This window comes from Stenotrophomonas sp. ASS1, from assembly GCF_004346925.1.
Classification (GTDB): Bacteria; Pseudomonadota; Gammaproteobacteria; order Xanthomonadales; family Xanthomonadaceae; genus Stenotrophomonas; species Stenotrophomonas maltophilia_A.
This window is the reverse complement of record NZ_CP031167.1, coordinates 2,036,188-2,053,147: the sequence shown is the minus strand read 5'-3', so window position 1 is coordinate 2,053,147 and position 16,960 is coordinate 2,036,188. Positions and strand designations below refer to the sequence as shown.

Genomic DNA, 16,960 nt, shown 5'->3' with positions numbered 1-16,960 from the left:
CACAAGCGACTTAATCCCCTCCGTCCCCTTTTTTCATGCAGGCAGGCAGTGCTCGACGATCAGCTGGATGGCGCTGCCGCCGCGATAGTCGTCGCAGGCCAGTCGATAGGCCAGATGCACATGACGGCCGGGTGCGTTGCCGTGCCAGCCGCCGAAATGGATCGCATTGATCGTGCCAGGCACGCCCGGCAGGCGCAGTTCCAGCTTGAGGTGGCGTTCCTTCAGCACGCGCCAGTTGGCCACTTCGAAGTGGCCGTCGAACAGCGGCTCGGGGAAGCCCTGGCCCCACGGGCCGGCCAGGCGCAGCGCATCGGCATGGCGATGATCGAGTTCGTCGGCGGCCAGTTCGCCGTCGCTCAACACCTGCTGTTGGAGCGCCGCCGGGTCGAGCATCTCCAGCACCACACCGACGAACGCGGCCTTGAACTCATCGACGTGATCCAGCCGCATGCTCAGTCCAGCCGCCATGGCATGCCCACCGAAGCGTTCGATCAGGCCCGGATGCCGCGCATCGACCAGTGCCAGTGCGTCACGGATGTGCAGGCCGGGAATCGAGCGCGCCGAGCCACGCAGCGTGTCGGCGCCCGGTTCGGCCGGGGCGAAGGCGATCACCGGGCGATGCAGGCGATCCTTCATCTTCGACGCGACCAGGCCGACCACGCCCGGATGCCAATCGGCATCGAACAGGCAGGCGGCCACCGGACGCTGGCCGGCCATGTCCAGCACCACGCGGGTCAACGCCTGCTCGGCGTCGTCAGTCATCGACTGCTGCACGGCGCGCCGTTCCGAATTGATCTGCTCCAGCGTCTGCGCGATCTCGCGCGCCTGGCGCGGGTCTTCGGTCAGCAGCAGCGCGATGCCCAGCGCCATGTCTTCCAGCCGGCCCGCAGCGTTCAGGCGCGGGCCGAGTGCGAAGCCGATATCGGTGGCGGTCAGTCGCGCGGCATCACGGCCACTGGCTTCGATCAGCGCACGCAGGCCGACACAGCCCTGCCCCGCACGCAGACGGCGTAGGCCCGCACTGACCAGCGCACGGTTGTTCGGATCCAGTGCCACCAGGTCGGCAACGGTGCCGACCGCCACCAGGTCCAGCAGCGTGGTCAGGTCCGGCCCCTTGCCATCGGCAAAGACGCCGGCCTCGCGCATCTGCCGGCGCAGCGCCATCAGCACGTAGAAGATCACGCCGACACCGGCCAACGACTTGCTGGGGAAGGCGTCGCCGTCCAGATTCGGATCAACGATCACGTCAGCCGGCGGCAGCTGCGGGCCCGGCAGATGGTGATCGGTGACGAGCACCTGCCAGCCACGCGCCTTGGCCGCGGTCACGCCCGCGTGGCAGGCAATGCCGTGATCGACCGTGACCAGCAGGTCCGGTTTCAGCTCGGCCAACTCCTCCACCAGTGAAGGTGACAGGCCATAGCCGTGCACCATGCGGTTCGGCACCGCGTGGAAGAGATGCTGCGCGCCGAGCATGCGCAGGCCACGCACACCGACCGCACAGGCGGTAGCACCATCGCAGTCGAAATCGCCGACCACCAGGATGCGCTTGTCGTTGGCGATGGCCTCGACCAGCAGGCCCACTGCATCGTCGATGCCGGTCAGCAGCTCGGGCGCATGCAGGCTGCCCAGCTTCGGCAGCGCCAGCTCCGGGGTACCGGCACCGCGACTGGCGTAGAGCCGCGCCAGCAACGGCAGAGTGCCCTCCGGCCAGTTGGCGGGCGCAACCGCATCGCGGCGGCGGATCGTCGGCGTATCAGAGGAGGGCTGCACGGCATCGGCGGCAAGGGACATCGGCATCGCCGGTTACGAAAGACAGAGGGATGATACCGCGCGCGGGAGAGGCTGGCGGGATTGCGCCCGGCTCCTGCGGTAGTGCCGGCCGCTGGCCGGCAACCCCGGCAAACGTCCAGGGTCAGAGCCGTTTTCCGATGGAAAACGGATCCGATCCCGCTCAATCGTGAAACTGCCGCGGCTTCTTCCAGAACTGCCAGCGCAGGCCACGATCCAGCTGGAACTGCAGGCCATCCTCGAAATCCAGCACCAGCCGCTGCAGCTCGCCACGTTTCAGCGCGGCCAGCAGCGGACGGATCGCATCATTGCCGAGCTGCTGCAAAGAGCGCAGCTGGCGCAGGTCGACCAGTGCATCCACCGCCTGCTCGCCATCCACGGCCACGCCTGCCGCCAGAGCCAGGCCCTGCAGCAGGGCATCACGACTGCGCACCTGCGCATGCGCCGTACTGACCGACACCGGCATCACGCCGCCACCCCAGAACCACAGCGAATTGATCGGCTGTTGTCCCTGCGCGGCGCGCTGCTGGTTCCAGGAATGGTTGTGCAGCAGCACCTGCGCTTCGGTCATGAGCGCCCGCCAGCGGCGGCCACCCTCGCCTTCCGGCAGGTGCGAGAACAGGTCATCGCCCAGCACCTCGTCCGGACTGTCGAAGTCCGGCAGGGTCAGGTCGATCGGAAGCCGCAGGTACCAGCGCGAGGGATCGGGCGCGTCGAGCACGAACCCGGCATCGGCGAACAAGGGCTGCAGCACCGGCAGCAGGGCCAGGCAGTCGGCCAGCGTCGGCCGCAGCGTTTCGCCGTAGGCCATCATCCGCGCGCCATGCATGTCCGGCACCATGCAGGCCGGATCGGCGCGCAGCCAGCTGGCGCCGGCGGCATCGCCGACGTCGCGCTGGCGGGTCAACGCGGCCACCGGCAAGTGCGGCGCGGCAACCGTGAAGTGGCGCTGCAGCTGTGCCCGCTCGCCGGCTTCGAACTGCGAGGCGTTGGCGCGGCCCAGGGCACGCGCCACGTCATCAGGCAGCGCAGCCGCGGCAAAGCGGCTGCGCGCGGGCAACAGCAGGGTCGCCGTTGCCACCGGGTCAGTCCACGTAGCTGACGCTGACGATCTCGTACTCGCGCTGGCCGGCCGGGGCGTCGATCACGATCGAATCGCCTTCCAGCTTGCCGATCATCGCGCGCGCCACCGGCGAAGAGATGGCGATCAGGCCCAGCTTGATGTCCGCTTCCAGGTCACCGACGATCTGGTACTTCTTCTCTTCGTCGGTTTCCACGTCGGCCAGGGTCACGCTGGCGCCGAACACCACCTTCGAGCCGGCATTGAGCTTGCTCACGTCGATGATCTCGGCGTGCGACAGCTCGCCTTCCAGCTGCTTGATGCGGCCTTCGATGAAGCCCTGCTCCTCGCGCGCGGCGTGGTACTCGGCATTTTCCTTCAGGTCGCCATGCTCACGCGCTTCGGCGATGGCCGCAATGACCTTCGGGCGCTTGACCGACTTCAGGTGATCCAGCTCGTCGCGCAGCTTCTGCGCGCCCTTCATCGTGATGGGGGCTCTCATGCATTCAACTCCTTGTGCAGCTCCTGCAGCGACCAGACGGGGCCGGTGCCGCGGAATTCCAGTGAATCCACCAGCGCCTTGGCGCCGGCAATGGTGGTCGAGTAGGTGACGCGATGCTGCAGCGCCTCGCGACGGATCGAGAACGAGTCGTTGATCGCCGAACGACCTTCGGTCGTGTTGACGATGTAGACGATCTCGCCGTTCTTGATCGAGTCGACGATGTGCGGACGGCCTTCGACCACCTTGTTGATGATCTCGCAGTCCATGCCGTGCTGCTGCAGCCACGCGGCGGTGCCACGGGTGGCGACCAGGCTGTAGCCACGCGCCAGCAGCGCCTTGGCCACCGGCAGAACGCGCTTCTTGTCCGGATCGCGGACCGAGACGAAGGCCTTGCCGACCGGCGGTGCCTTGATGCCACCGGCTTCCTGCGCACGCGCGAAGGCAGCGTTGAAGGTGCGGCCGACGCCCATCACCTCACCGGTGGAGCGCATCTCCGGCCCGAGGATCGGGTCGACGCCCTGGAACTTGGCGAACGGGAAGATCGCTTCCTTCACCGAGTAGTAGTCCGGCACGATTTCCTTGGTGGCGCCCTGCTCGGCCAGCGTTTTGCCGGCCATGCAGCGGGCGGCGATCTTGGCCAGCGGCATGCCGGTAGCCTTGGACACGAACGGCACGGTGCGCGAGGCACGCGGGTTCACTTCCAGCAGGTAGATGGTGTCGGCACCTTCATCGCTGGTCTGGATCGCGAACTGGGTGTTCATCAGGCCGACCACGTTCAGGGCCTTGGCCAGTTCCACCACCTGGCGACGCAGCTCGGCCTGGGTTTCAGCCGACAGCGAGTACGGCGGCAGCGAGCACGAAGAATCGCCCGAGTGCACGCCGGCCTCTTCGATGTGCTCCATCACGCCGCCGATCAGGACGTTGCCCTGGGCATCGGCAATGATGTCGACGTCGCACTCCACGGCATTGTCGAGGAAGCGGTCCAGCAGCACCGGCGAATCGTTGGACACCTTCACCGCGTCGCGCACGTAGCGGGCCAGGTCGGCTTCGCCGTAGACGATTTCCATCGCACGGCCGCCCAGCACGTAGCTCGGGCGCACCACCAGCGGGTAGCCGATCTCGCGGGCCAGCAGCAGGGCTTCCTGGTCGTTGCGGGCGATGCGGTTCGGCGGCTGCTTCAGGCCCAGCTTGTCGACCAGCTGCTGGAAGCGCTCACGGTCTTCGGCCAGGTCGATGGAGTCCGGGCTGGTGCCGATCACCGGCACGCCGTTGGCTTCCAGCGCGCGCGCCAGCTTCAGCGGGGTCTGGCCGCCGTACTGCACGATCACGCCCTTCGGCTGTTCCAGTTCGACGATTTCCAGCACGTCTTCCAGGGTCAGCGGTTCGAAGTACAGGCGGTCGGAGGTGTCATAGTCGGTCGACACGGTTTCCGGGTTGCAGTTGACCATGATGGTTTCATAGCCATCCTCGCGCAGCGCCAGTGCCGCGTGCACGCAGCAGTAGTCGAACTCGATGCCCTGGCCGATGCGGTTCGGGCCACCGCCCAGGATCATGATCTTGTCGCGGTTGCTCGGCGCGGCCTCGCACTCGTCCTCGTAGGTCGAGTACAGGTAGGCGGTGCCGGTGGAGAACTCACCGGCGCAGGAATCGACGCGCTTGTAGACCGGGCGCACCTTGTGCGCACGACGCAGCGCGCGGATGGCGGCTTCGTTGGTACCAGTCAGCTGCGCCAGGCGTGCGTCGGAGAAACCGGCGCGCTTCAGCTTGCGCAGGCGTGCAGCGTCCAGCGCGTCGATGCCACCAGCAGCGACTTCAGCCTCGGCAGCGATGATTTCCTCGATCTGGTCCAGGAACCAGTGATCGATGAACGACAGTGCGTAGATCTCTTCCACGCTCATGCCGGCACGGAACGCATCGGCGACGAAGAACAGGCGCTCCGGGCCCGGGGCCTTCAGCTCGCGGCGCAGGGTCTGCAGGTCTTCTTCGTTGCTCAGGTCCAGGCCGGTCGGGTCGAAGCCGACCTTGCCGGTTTCCAGGCCACGCAGCGCCTTCTGCACCGACTCCTGGAAGGTACGGCCCATTGCCATCACCTCGCCCACCGACTTCATCTGGGTGGTCAGGCGGGCATCGGCGGCCGGGAACTTCTCGAAGGCGAAACGCGGGATCTTGGTGACGACGTAGTCGATCGACGGCTCGAACGAGGCCGGGGTCAGGCCACCGGTGATTTCGTTCTTCAGTTCGTCCAGGGTGTAACCCACGGCCAGCTTGGCGGCGACCTTGGCGATCGGGAAGCCGGTGGCCTTGGAGGCCAGTGCCGAGGAACGCGACACGCGCGGGTTCATCTCGATGACGACCACGCGACCGGTCTTCGGGTTGATGCCGAACTGCACGTTCGAGCCACCGGTATCGACGCCGATCTTGCGCAGCACGGCGATGGAGGCATCGCGCAGGCGCTGGTATTCCTTGTCGGTCAGGGTCTGCGCCGGCGCCACGGTGATCGAGTCACCGGTGTGCACGCCCATCGGGTCCAGGTTCTCGATCGAGCAGACGATGATGCAGTTGTCCGCGGTGTCGCGGACCACTTCCATCTCGAACTCCTTCCAGCCCAGCACCGACTCTTCCACCAGCACTTCGGTGGTCGGCGACAGTTCCAGGCCGCGGCTGACGATCTCGACCAGCTCTTCGCGGTTGTAGGCGATGCCGCCACCGCTGCCGCCCAGGGTGAAGCTGGGGCGGATGATGGTCGGGTAGCCGACGCGGGTCTGGATCTCCAGCGCTTCGTCCAGGGTATGGGCGACGGCGGCGGTCGGGCATTCCAGGCCGATCTCACCCATGGCGACGCGGAACAGCTCGCGGTCTTCGGCCATGCGGATCGCTTCGCGTTTGGCGCCGATCAGCTCGACGTTGTACTTCTCCAGCACGCCGTTGTCGGCCAGGTCCAGCGCGCAGTTCAACGCGGTCTGGCCACCCATGGTCGGCAGCAGCGCATCGGGCTTTTCCTTGGCGATGATCTTCTCGACCGTCTGCCAGTTGATCGGCTCGATGTAGACGGCGTCGGCCATCTCCGGGTCGGTCATGATCGTGGCCGGGTTGCTGTTGACCAGCACCACGCGGTAACCCTCGTCACGCAGGGCCTTGCAGGCCTGGGCGCCGGAGTAGTCGAACTCGCAGGCCTGGCCGATGACGATCGGGCCAGCACCGATGATGAGGATGGTCTTGAGGTCAGTGCGCTTGGGCATTTTCTTCTCTAAGTCAGTACAGCGTGACAAGGGGGGTGATCGCACGCTGTCGATCAGGAATCTTGATCCGCAGCGCCGCGCCAGCGGCAGCAGCGTTGCGGGGTTTACGGTCCATCGCGACGCCACCGGGGGGCCGGCGGCGTACTGATCACGCCTTGGCCTGCTCCATCAGCACCACGAAGCGGTCGAACAGCGGACCGACATCGGTCGGGCCCGGCGACGCTTCCGGGTGGCCCTGGAACGAGAACGCCGGCACGTCGGTGCGGGCGACACCCTGGTTGGTGCCATCGAACAGCGAGCGGTGGGTCACGCGCAGGGTCGCCGGCAGGGTCGCTTCATCGATCGCGAAGCCGTGGTTCTGCGAGGTGATCATCACCCGGCCGCTGTCCAGGTCCTGCACCGGGTGGTTGGCACCGTGGTGGCCGTGGCCCATCTTCATGGTCTGCGCGCCCGAGGCCAGGCCCAGCAGCTGGTGGCCCAGGCAGATGCCGAAGGTTGGGATCTTCACGTCGATGAAGGTCTTGATCGCTTCGATGGCGTAGTCGCACGGTTCCGGGTCACCCGGGCCGTTGGACAGGAACACGCCGTCCGGCTTCAGCGCCAGCACTTCGGCGGCCGGGGTCTGTGCCGGCACCACGGTCACTTCGCAGCCACGCTCGGCCAGCATGCGCAGGATGTTGGTCTTCACGCCGAAATCGTAGGCCACGACCTTGTATTTGGCCGGCACGCTGACGAAGGCGTTGGCATCCAGGTCCAGCTGGCCCTCGGTCCAGGTGTAGGTCTTCTCGGTAGTGACGACCTTGGCCAGATCCATGCCCTTCAGCCCCGGGAACTTGCGGGCGGCTTCCAGTGCCTTTTCCACGTCGATGTCACCGGCCATCAGCGCACCGTTCTGCGCGCCCTTCTCGCGCAGGATGCGGGTCAGCTTGCGGGTGTCGATGCCGGCGATGGCGACCACGCCACGCTGGATCAGCCAGTCCTGCAGCGACACCTGGCTGCGCCAGTTGCTGGGACGGCGGGGAACATCGCGCACGATCAGGCCGGCCGACCACACCTTGGACGCTTCATTGTCCTGGTCGGTCATGCCGGTGTTACCGATATGCGGATAGGTCAGCGTGACCATCTGCCGGGCGTAGGACGGGTCGGTCAGCACTTCCTGGTAGCCGGTCATGGCGGTGTTGAACACCACCTCACCGACGGACAGGCCGGGCGCGCCTACGGATTCGCCCTCGAATACGGTGCCGTCTTCGAGGACGAGGATTGCGGCTTGGGTCACGGGAATCTCACTTTGGCTACCGAGGGGGCTGCCGAAGTCACGCCTGCGCTTCACGGAAATCCGGTTGCAAAAAAGCGCGGACGTGCGGTCTGGGACCGGTCCGGCTTTCGTGATTCGGCGAGTGCGAATTGTAGCGCTGCCGGGGCGCTCGCGCCAGCGGTTATCGCACTTCATGAACAGGCGATTGCGCATTCATTTCAATCCGGCGGCGTATGCAGGGTCCGCCGCCAGATCGTGCCGGCCGCTGGCCGGCAATCTGCATGCCATCAGGCGCCTGGTAGTGCCGGCCGCTGGCCGGCAATCCCCACGCCTTCGGGCGCCCGCAAGCTGCCGGCCAGCGGCCGGCACTACCGCCTTACTGCAGCAGGTCCCGCACCCGGTAGCTGCCCGGGGCGCGGCCCTGCAGCTGACGGGCGGCAAACAGGGCGCCGCGGGCGAAGATGTCGCGGTTGGTGGCCCGGTGCACCAGCTCGATGCGCTCACCCAGTCCTGTGAACTGCACCAGATGCTCGCCGACGATGTCACCGGCACGCAGGCTGGCGTAATGCGGCTCCGCCCCACCCCGCTGCGCGGCCGCGCCCAGGGTCAGCGCGGTACCCGACGGCGCGTCCTTCTTCTGCGTGTGGTGCGATTCGACGATGTCGCAGTCCCAGCCGGCCAGCGCCTGCGCCGCGCGCTCGACCAGCTCGTCCAGTACCGCCACGCCCAGGCTGAAATTCGACGCCCAGACCAGCGGGATGGACGCCGCCGCGGCCTCCAGCGCCTGCCGCTGTGTGCTGGAGATGCCAGTAGTGCCCGAGACCAGGCCCGCACCCCGCTCCACGCACAGCGCCAGCATCGGGTCGAAGCCCTCCGGCAGGCTGAAGTCGATCGCCACATCGAACACCGGCGCGCCAGGCAGTTCGCTGGCGCCGAAGAACGGCACGCCGTCGACCACGCGCTGGGTCGGCGCGCGGCCGGTTACCGCAGCCACGATCTGCAGGGTTTCGGGATGTTCGGCGGCCAGCCGCAGCAGGGCCTGGCCCATGCGCCCGGAGGCACCGTGAATGAGCAATCGCAGGGGAGTCTGGTTCATGCCTGCAGGCTAGCGGCAGCACGCCCGCTCCGGCAAGCGCCATCGCTGCTTCGCTGCATGCCCTTTCATGCAATGGATGGCAGCTCCTTCATGCAGATCAGCGAACAGCTGGTGCTGGTCACCGGCGCCGGCCGCGGCCTTGGCAAGCACATCGCCCGCGCCTTCGCCGCCCAGGGCGCCCGCGTCATCATCAACTACCACCGCAGCGAAGCCGCCGCACGTACGCTGGCCACTGAGCTGGGCGGACAGGCGATCGCGCTGCCGGCCGACGTCACCGACCGCGCCCAGGTCGATGCGATGCTGCAGCACGCGCTGGCCCACTTCGGCCAAGGTGTCACCACCGTGGTCAACAACGCGCTGGCCGCTTTCTCGTTCAATGGCGATGCCCGCGACGGCGCCGCGGAAATCGGTTGGCCGGCCTTCCAGGCGCAGTTCGAGGGCAGCGTGCGTGGCGCGCTGAACACCGTGCAGGCCGCCCTGCCCGGCATGCAGGCCTGCCGCTTCGGCCGCGTGATCAACATCGGCACCAACCTGTTCCAGAACCCGGTGGTGCCCTACCACGACTACACCGCTGCCAAGGCCGCGCTGCTGTCGCTGACACGCACCCTGGCCGGCGACCTCGGCCCACACGGCATCACCGTGAACATGCTGTCCGGCGGCCTGCTGCGCACCACCGATGCCAGCGCCGCCACGCCGGAAGCGGTGTTCGACTACATCGCCGCCAACACCCCGCTGCGCAGCGTCACCACCCCGGCCGAGTTCGCCGATGCGGCGCTGTTCTTCGCCAGCCCGTGGTCACGCGCGGTGACCGGCCAGAACCTGGTGGTGGACGGCGGGTTGGTGCGGGACTGAGCCGATGCGCATCTCCGAGGTCAGCCGCCTGACCGGGGCCAGCGCCAAGGCCATCCGCCTGTACGAGGCACGCGGACTGCTGCCGCCGGTGCCACGACTGAACCGCTATCGCGACTACAGCGAACAGGACGTGGCCTGGGTGCAGCTGATCCGGCAGGCGTTGGCGCTGGGCATCACGCTGGCCGCAATCTCCCGCCTGCAGGGCCGCGATGGACGGCTCGACTGGTCGGCGGTGCTGGCCCTGCTTGAGCAGCAGCGCAGCCGCATTGCCAGCGAGCGGGCACGGCTGGCGCAGGTCGAGCTCGACCTGCAGCAGGTCAGCGACGAACTGCAGCAGTGGCTGCGCTCTGGCAGCGGTGACTGCATCCTGCAACCCAGCGGCTGCACCTCTGGCGTTTGACTCTGCCCCTAGGGCATAGCCCAACCTCGCGCACTTTCCATTGCCCGAGGTTGCCGTGTCCCGTTCCATCCTGATCCTGCTCGGCCATCCCGACCGCGACAGCCTGTGCGGCGCCCTCGCCCAGCGCTATGCCACCGCCGCCGAGAACGCCGGTCATCGGGTGCGACTGATCGCACTGGGCGACCTTGAGTTCGATCCGGTGCTGCGGCATGGCTATCGCCAGATCCAGCCACTGGAAGCCGATCTGCAGGACGCCGCCGATGCGATCGAGGCCTGCGATCACCTGGTGCTGGTCTACCCGACCTGGTGGGGTGCGATGCCGGCGTTGTTGAAGGGCTTCTTCGATCGCGCGCTGTTGCCGGGGTACGCCTTCCGCTACCGGCGCGATTCGGTGTGGTGGGACCGGCTGCTGGCCGGGCGCAGCGCGCGGGTGATCACCACGCTGGATACGCCGCCCTGGTACTACCGCTGGATCTACCGCGACCCGGGCATCACCCAGATCCGCGCCACCATTCTGGAATTCTGCGGCATCCGCCCGGTGCGGGTCAGCCGTCTCGGTGCGGTGCGCAGCAGTACCCCGGCACAACGCAGCAGTTGGCTGGCGCTGGCAGCAGAGCTGGGTTCGCGGGCCGGGTAGATCCGCGGCCATGGGCGAAGCGTGCGAACCAAGGTTCGCACCCACCTGGGGCGCTCGTTGCGTGTGTCGCGTTTGCCAATTGACCGCCAGGCACCGTGCCTCAAGGCTGTGGGCACTTCTTACGGCCCAGGCAAAGCCCATGAAATCCTCGACTGTCTTCAGCAAGTGCGCCAGGAAGACCGGCTTTGCCGGCACGTCGACGACCCGCTACCGGGTGCTGGATGACGCCCTGCTTGTCGTGAATCACCAACGCGCCAGCGAAAGCCGAGGCTTCTATGTGAATGCCGGGCTCTACTTTCCAGAGCTGCTCGAGTACCCCCTGGCGCCTGACGATCTTGAAACGGCTTTCCGGTACCGCTCCAGCATCCCCACGCCCCATGTCGACTGGCGGATCGAAGAAACGCCGGGCCTGCGCCGGACCTTCATCCAGCAGGACCTGGACGATCTGCTGGAGGCGGGTAATCGCGACGCGTTCAAAGGCCTGCTGCTCGATGCCCTTGCCGACGTGGCGGGCTTCGCGGCAACGCATGGAAACCGGGAATCGGTGCGGCGGTTGAATCAGGACGGAAGCTTCCGCGCGATCATCCGCAGAGAGGTCTAGTAGATCCACGCCATGCGTGGATGGACTCCAGGAGTGTGCGGACCAAGGTTCGCACCTACCAGGACACATTCAGTGCTGCTTGGGCGGCGTCGGCCCGCAGCTGTCGCAACCGCCACAGGCACCACCGCCGCCCGTGGCCGGCGGCGCGATTTTCCGTCCCAGCGCCTGCATCCAGGCGGCGCGGCCCGGCTTCAGCAGGGCCAGCGCCAGCGCCCCGCGCAGCTTGCGCACGGTGCCGGGGAACTGCTTCTTCAGCACCACCCAGGCACTGACCAGCACGGCCACCGCGATGATCAGGTACTGCAGCAGCAGGCCGGTATCCATCAGCCGCCACCCAGCGCCTTGGTCACCTGGTAGGTGATCAGCGCCGCCACGTAGGCCGCAGCAAACAGGTAGAACGCCGAGAAGGCCATCGTCTTCCACGAATTGGTCTCGCGCTTGATGGTGGCCAGCGTCGAGATGCACATCGGGGCGTAGATGTACCAGACCAGCAGCGACAGCGCGGTGGCCAGCGACCAGCCGTCGCTGATCAGCGGGGTCAGCGCCTGGCTGGCGGCATCGTCATCGGCTGCGGACAGCGCGTACACGGTCGCCAGCGAGGACACCGCCACTTCGCGCGCGGCCAGGCCCGGAATCAGCGCAATGCAGATCTGCCAGTTGAAGCCCAGCGGCGCGAAGAACACCGCCATCGCATGGCCGATCTGGCCCGCATAGCTGTAATCGATGGCCGGCATGGTGGCGCCGGCCGGAGCCGCCGGGAACGACAGCAGCACCCACAGCAGGATGGTCAGCGCCAGGATGATGCCGCCAACGCGCTTGAGGAAGATCATGCCGCGCTCGTACAGGCCCACCGCCAGGTCGCGCACGTGCGGCAGGCGGTACGACGGCAGCTCCAGCATCAGCGGGTGCTCGCTCTTGTCGCGGCGCCACTTCTTCATGATCCACGACATCGCCAGCGCACTGAGGATGCCCGCCGCATACAGGCCGAACAGCACCAGGCCCTGCTGGTTGAACACGCCCCACACCGTCTTCTGCGGGATGAACGCGCCAATCAGCAGCGCATACACCGGCAGGCGTGCCGAGCAGGTCATCAGCGGCGCGACCAGGATCGTGGCCAGGCGGTCACGCGGGTCCTGGATGCTGCGCGTGGACATGATGCCCGGCACCGCGCAGGCGAAGCTGGACAGCAGCGGGATGAACGAGCGGCCGGACAGGCCTGCGGCGGCCATCATGCGGTCGAGCAGGAACGCCGCACGCGGCAGGTAGCCGGATTCCTCCAGCACCAGGATGAAGAAGAACAGGATCAGGATCTGCGGCAGGAACACCACCACGCCACCCACACCGGCGATGATGCCGTCAGTCAGCAGGCTGGCCAGCGGGCCTTCCGGCAGCACGCTGCCAACAAACGCACCAAGCCAGGCGAAACCGGCCTCGATGCCGTCCATCAACGGTGTCGCCCAGGCATACACCGCCTGGAAGATCAGGAACATCACCACCGCCAGGCTGATCAGGCCGAACACCGGGTGCAGCAGCCAGCGGTCCAACGCGTCGTCGACCTTGGCGGTCCGCGCCGGCATGCGCACGGCCACTGACAGGATCTCGCGCACCTTGGCGTGGTAGTCGATGCCACCTTCCGGGCCCGGCACCGGCGCATCCAGGTGCGGCACCATCGCATCGAGGCGCTCGACCAGGGCTTTGGCGCCCTGCTTGCGCACCGCCACGGTTTCCACCACCGGCACGCCCAGCTCGCGCTCCAGCGCGGCCACGTCCACCTGGATGCCACGGCGCTGGGCCGCATCGACCATGTTCAGCGCAACCACCATCGGCTTGCCCAGCTCGCGCAGTTCCAGCGCGAAGCGCAGGTGCAGGCGCAGGTTGGTGGCGTCGATCACGCACAGCAGCACGTCCGGTGCAGCCTCGCCCGGGTAGAAGCCCCGGCACAGGTCACGGGTGATCGCCTCGTCCAGGCTGGCCGGGTGCAGGCTGTAGGCACCGGGCAGGTCGAGTACGGCGAACTCGCGGCCGGACGGCGCGCGCAGGCGGCCTTCCTTGCGCTCGACGGTGACGCCGGTGTAGTTGGCAACCTTCTGCCGGCTGCCGGTCAGCTGGTTGAACAGCGCGGTCTTGCCACTGTTGGGGTTACCGACCAGCGCAATGCGCAGGGGCGCGGTAGAAGTTGCAGCGGTCATGCGCGACGCTCCTGGCGGTTGGCGTCGACCACGACGCGCTTGGCTTCACTGATACGCAGCGCAAACCGGGTGAACCCGACCTGCACCAGCAGCGGCTCGCCACCGACCGGGCCCTTGGCCACCAGGCGCACTTCCTCGCCCTTCACGAAACCCAGCTCGCGCAGGCGACGGGCGATGGCATCGTTGGCATGGAGGTCCTGCACGGACTCGACCACGGCCGAGGCGTGCAGCGGCAGTTCGGACAGCGTCATCTAGCGCATTCTCTGCTGGATGTAAATGGTTCTCGATTCTAACATTCCCGCGTCGCGTCATGGCCCATGACCAATGGCCCGCTATGATCCATACAGGTATGGAGTGACCCTGGAATCCCATGAACGATGCTTTGCAGATCGAGCGCAGCGGCGCCGTCCTCACCCTCTGGCTGAACCGGCCCGAGCTGCACAATGCCTTTGACGCCGGCTTGATAGCGCGGCTGACCGCCGCCCTCGAAGCCGCCGGACGCGACGACGCGGTGCGCGCGGTAGTGGTGGCCGGCCACGGCGCCTCCTTCTCGGCCGGCGCCGACATGCAGTGGATGCGTGGCATGGCCGCCGCCAGCGAGGCCGACAACCGCGAGGACTCGCTGGCCCTGGCGCGGCTGATGCGCACCCTGGACGAGCTGCCCAAGCCAACCCTGGCCCGGGTCCACGGCGCGGCCTTCGGTGGCGGCGTCGGCCTGGTCGCCTGCTGCGACATCGCCATCGCCAGCACCGCGGCGCGCTTCGGCCTGACCGAAAGCCGCCTCGGCCTGCTGCCGGCGGTGATCTCGCCCTACGTGATCGAGGCCATCGGCCCGCGCCAGGCCCGTCGCTGGTTCGCCACCGGCGAGCACTTCGATGCCGATACCGCACTGCGCATCGGCCTGGTCCACCAGCTGGTCGAGCCGGAACGCTTGGACGAGGCCGTGCAGCGCCAGCTGGCCCTGCTCGACAAGGCCGGCCCGATCGCTTCTTCCAGCGCCAAGCAGCTGGTGCGGCAGGTGCATGACAGCCATGACCGCGATGCCCTGGATCGCGATAATGCCGCCCTGATCGCGCGCCTGCGGGTGTCCGCCGAGGGCCAGGAAGGCCTGGGCGCCTTCCTCGACAAGCGCGCGCCCCACTGGGTCACGGAAGCCTGAACATGCTCGATCATCTTGGTTTGACCAGCGCCGACCTGGCGCGCAGCAAGACCTTCTTCCTGCAGGCGCTGGCGCCGCTGCAGATCGGCGTGGTGATGGAAGTCACCGCCGAACAGACCGGCGCGCACGACCACATCGGCTTCGGCAGCGAGGGCAAGCCGTTCTTCTGGCTCGGCAATGGCGGCACCGCCAGCCACGGTGTGCACGTGGCCTTCGCCTGCGCCAGCCGCACCCAGGTGGACGCCTTCCATGCCGCTGCTCTCGCCGCCGGCGGTCGCGACAACGGCGCGCCGGGCCTGCGCCCGTGGTACCACCCCGACTACTACGGCGCCTTCGTGCTCGACCCGGATGGCAACAACATCGAGGCGGTATGCCACCGCCCTGCCGACGAGGTGGCCGCATGAGCGACTACGTCCGCATCGTCGAGGTCGGCCCGCGTGACGGTCTGCAGAACGAAAAGCAGTCGGTGTCCACCGCCGACAAGATCGAACTGATCAACCGCCTGTCGGCCACCGGCCTGCGCAGCATCGAGGCGACCAGCTTCGTCAGCCCGAAGTGGATCCCGCAGCTGGCCGATGCCGCCGAGGTCTACGCCGGCATCCAGCGCCGGCCCGGCATCCACTACCCGGTGCTGGTGCCGAACGAACAGGGCTACGACCGCGCCCGTGCGGTGGGCGTGGAGGAAGTGGCGGTGTTCACCGCCGCCTCGGAGGCGTTCAACCGCACCAACACCAATGCAGGCATCGACGAATCGCTGGCCCGGTTCGAGCCGATCCTGCGCCGCGCCGCCGCCGATGGCGTGCGCGTGCGCGGTTACGTGTCCACCGTGCTCGGCTGCCCTTACCAGGGCGAGGTGCCGCTGGCCGACGTGGTGCGGGTGGCGCGCGCCCTGCATCAGATGGGCTGTTACGAAATCTCGCTGGGCGACACCATCGGCGTCGGCACCCCGCGCAAGGCCCGGGCGATGCTGCAGGCGGTTGCCGCCGAGATTCCGATGGCCGCACTGGCCGTGCACTTCCACGACACCTATGGCCAGGCCATCGCCAACATCGCCACCTGCCTGGAAGAAGGCGTGCGCGTGGTCGACAGCGCGGTGTCTGGCGCCGGTGGCTGCCCGTATGCCAAGGGCGCCAGCGGCAATGTCGCCAGCGAGGACGTGGTCTACCTGCTGCAGGGCCTGGGCCTGGACAGCGGCGTGGACCTGCCTGCACTGGCCGAGACCGGCCGCTGGCTGGCCGGCCTGCTCGGCCGCGCCACTGCCAGCCGCACCGGCCAGGCATTGGCGGCCAGCTGATCCAGGTTCTGCGCCGCCCTCCGTTGGGCGGCGCAGTGCACAACAGCGGCGGTCGCGGCTTCCGTTAGAATCGGCGGTTCTCGAACCTGCAGGACCGTGCAATGCAGCTGTCTTCCGTACGTGCCGTGATCACTGGCGGCGTCTCCGGCCTCGGCCTGGCCGTGGCCCAGCACCTCGTCGCCCAGGGCGGCAAGGTGGCCCTGTTCGACCTCAACGACGACAAGGGTGCTGCTGCCGTTGCCGGGCTGGGTGCCGACAAGGCCCGCTATTTCAACGTCAACGTCAGCGATGAAGCGGCCGTTTCGGCAGCCATCGACCAGGCCCACGAGTTCCTCGGTGGCCTGAACGTGGCGATGAACTGCGCCGGCATCCTCGGCGCCGGCCGCGTGCTGGGCAAAGAAGGGCCGATGCCGCTGGCCGGCTTCCAGGGCACGGTGATGGTCAACCTGGTCGGTAGCTTCAACGTTGCAAAGGCCGCGGCCAACCGCATGCAGCACAACGAAGCCGGCACCGACGGCGAGCGCGGCGTGATCATCAATACCGCCAGCATCGCCGCCTACGAAGGCCAGATCGGCCAGGCCGCGTACGCCGCCAGCAAGGGCGGCGTGGTGTCGATGACGCTGCCGATGGCGCGCGAACTGTCGCGCTTCGGCATCCGCGTCAATACGATTGCTCCAGGCGTGTTCTGGACGCCGATGGTGGACGGCATGCCCGAGGCCGTGCAGCAGTCGCTGGCCGCCTCGATTCCGTTCCCGTCGCGCCTGGGCAAGCCGGAAGACTTCGCCAGCCTGGTCGGCTTCATCCTCGGCAACACCTACCTCAATGGCGAGACCATCCGCCTGGACGGCGCTACCCGCCTCGCTCCGAAGTGATTCCCCCCGGGCGCCG

At 67.6% G+C, this 16,960-nt stretch carries 17 protein-coding genes; 8 read left to right on the top strand and 9 right to left on the bottom strand.

The window, feature by feature from the left end:
• Nucleotides 1-33: 33 nt before the first annotated feature.
• The 6 genes from recJ to MG068_RS09715 form a co-directional block, all read right to left on the bottom strand.
• Nucleotides 34-1,791 (bottom strand): single-stranded-DNA-specific exonuclease RecJ, encoded by a 1,758-nt coding sequence (gene recJ / locus MG068_RS09740; RefSeq protein WP_132810035.1) that lies wholly within the window; start codon nucleotides 1,789-1,791, stop codon nucleotides 34-36.
• Nucleotides 1,792-1,951: 160 nt separating this feature from the next.
• Entirely contained in the window at nucleotides 1,952-2,869 is a 918-nt protein-coding gene (locus MG068_RS09735) for a phosphoglycerate mutase (RefSeq protein ID WP_132810034.1), read from the bottom strand.
• 4 nt (nucleotides 2,870-2,873) lie between these two features.
• Nucleotides 2,874-3,338: a transcription elongation factor GreA gene (greA, locus tag MG068_RS09730; RefSeq protein ID WP_026347191.1), complete on the bottom strand. Its 465-nt coding sequence runs from the start codon at nucleotides 3,336-3,338 to the stop codon at nucleotides 2,874-2,876.
• An 8-nt stretch (nucleotides 3,339-3,346) separates the two neighbouring features.
• Nucleotides 3,347-6,589, bottom strand: coding sequence for a carbamoyl-phosphate synthase large subunit (gene carB / locus MG068_RS09725; RefSeq protein ID WP_032128799.1), 3,243 nt, complete (start codon nucleotides 6,587-6,589; stop codon nucleotides 3,347-3,349).
• Nucleotides 6,590-6,737: 148 nt separating this feature from the next.
• The gene (gene carA, locus MG068_RS09720) at nucleotides 6,738-7,865 is read right to left on the bottom strand and encodes a glutamine-hydrolyzing carbamoyl-phosphate synthase small subunit (protein ID WP_032128798.1); all 1,128 of its coding nucleotides are present in this window, start codon (nucleotides 7,863-7,865) and stop codon (nucleotides 6,738-6,740) included.
• Nucleotides 7,866-8,220: 355 nt separating this feature from the next.
• Nucleotides 8,221-8,892 (bottom strand): 4-hydroxy-tetrahydrodipicolinate reductase, encoded by a 672-nt coding sequence (locus tag MG068_RS09715; RefSeq protein ID WP_240792142.1) that lies wholly within the window; start codon nucleotides 8,890-8,892, stop codon nucleotides 8,221-8,223.
• A 138-nt stretch (nucleotides 8,893-9,030) separates the two neighbouring features.
• On the opposite strand from MG068_RS09715, the gene MG068_RS09710 reads away from it, so the two are divergent.
• From MG068_RS09710 to MG068_RS09695, 4 genes are all read left to right on the top strand, one after another.
• A complete protein-coding gene (locus tag MG068_RS09710) occupies nucleotides 9,031-9,792 on the top strand; it encodes a 3-oxoacyl-ACP reductase (RefSeq protein WP_489686042.1) in 762 nt (253 codons plus the stop codon).
• Nucleotides 9,793-9,796: 4 nt separating this feature from the next.
• Nucleotides 9,797-10,192: a MerR family transcriptional regulator gene (locus MG068_RS09705; RefSeq protein WP_132810032.1), complete on the top strand. Its 396-nt coding sequence runs from the start codon at nucleotides 9,797-9,799 to the stop codon at nucleotides 10,190-10,192.
• A 55-nt stretch (nucleotides 10,193-10,247) separates the two neighbouring features.
• Nucleotides 10,248-10,829, top strand: coding sequence for an NAD(P)H-dependent oxidoreductase (locus MG068_RS09700; protein ID WP_132810031.1), 582 nt, complete (start codon nucleotides 10,248-10,250; stop codon nucleotides 10,827-10,829).
• Between the two features lie 139 nt (nucleotides 10,830-10,968).
• Entirely contained in the window at nucleotides 10,969-11,430 is a 462-nt protein-coding gene (locus MG068_RS09695) for a DUF4304 domain-containing protein (protein WP_132810030.1), read from the top strand.
• Nucleotides 11,431-11,499: 69 nt separating this feature from the next.
• Here the strand turns inward: MG068_RS09695 and MG068_RS09690 are convergent, their stop codons facing one another.
• Genes MG068_RS09690 through MG068_RS09680 form a run of 3 tightly spaced genes read right to left on the bottom strand, consistent with a single transcriptional unit; the run spans nucleotide 11,500 to nucleotide 13,870 of the window.
• Nucleotides 11,500-11,754, bottom strand: a complete 255-nt coding sequence (locus MG068_RS09690; RefSeq protein WP_132810029.1) for a DUF6587 family protein — start codon at nucleotides 11,752-11,754, stop codon at nucleotides 11,500-11,502.
• Nucleotides 11,754-13,619: a ferrous iron transporter B gene (gene feoB, locus MG068_RS09685; protein WP_049400127.1), complete on the bottom strand. Its 1,866-nt coding sequence runs from the start codon at nucleotides 13,617-13,619 to the stop codon at nucleotides 11,754-11,756. The genes MG068_RS09690 and feoB overlap by 1 nt, the downstream gene beginning before the upstream one ends.
• Nucleotides 13,616-13,870: a FeoA family protein gene (locus MG068_RS09680; protein ID WP_032128790.1), complete on the bottom strand. Its 255-nt coding sequence runs from the start codon at nucleotides 13,868-13,870 to the stop codon at nucleotides 13,616-13,618. The genes feoB and MG068_RS09680 overlap by 4 nt, the downstream gene beginning before the upstream one ends.
• 119 nt (nucleotides 13,871-13,989) lie before the next feature.
• Between MG068_RS09680 and MG068_RS09675 the strand changes: the two genes are divergently transcribed.
• The 4 genes from MG068_RS09675 (at nucleotide 13,990) to MG068_RS09660 (ending at nucleotide 16,944) form a co-directional block, all read left to right on the top strand.
• Nucleotides 13,990-14,778, top strand: a complete 789-nt coding sequence (locus MG068_RS09675; RefSeq protein ID WP_132810028.1) for an enoyl-CoA hydratase-related protein — start codon at nucleotides 13,990-13,992, stop codon at nucleotides 14,776-14,778.
• A gap of 2 nt (nucleotides 14,779-14,780) precedes the next feature.
• Nucleotides 14,781-15,182: a VOC family protein gene (locus tag MG068_RS09670; protein ID WP_132810027.1), complete on the top strand. Its 402-nt coding sequence runs from the start codon at nucleotides 14,781-14,783 to the stop codon at nucleotides 15,180-15,182.
• Nucleotides 15,179-16,072: a hydroxymethylglutaryl-CoA lyase gene (locus tag MG068_RS09665; protein ID WP_132810026.1), complete on the top strand. Its 894-nt coding sequence runs from the start codon at nucleotides 15,179-15,181 to the stop codon at nucleotides 16,070-16,072. The genes MG068_RS09670 and MG068_RS09665 overlap by 4 nt, the downstream gene beginning before the upstream one ends.
• 101 nt (nucleotides 16,073-16,173) lie before the next feature.
• The gene (locus MG068_RS09660; RefSeq protein ID WP_132810025.1) at nucleotides 16,174-16,944 is read left to right on the top strand and encodes an SDR family oxidoreductase; all 771 of its coding nucleotides are present in this window, start codon (nucleotides 16,174-16,176) and stop codon (nucleotides 16,942-16,944) included.
• Nucleotides 16,945-16,960: the final 16 nt, after the last annotated feature.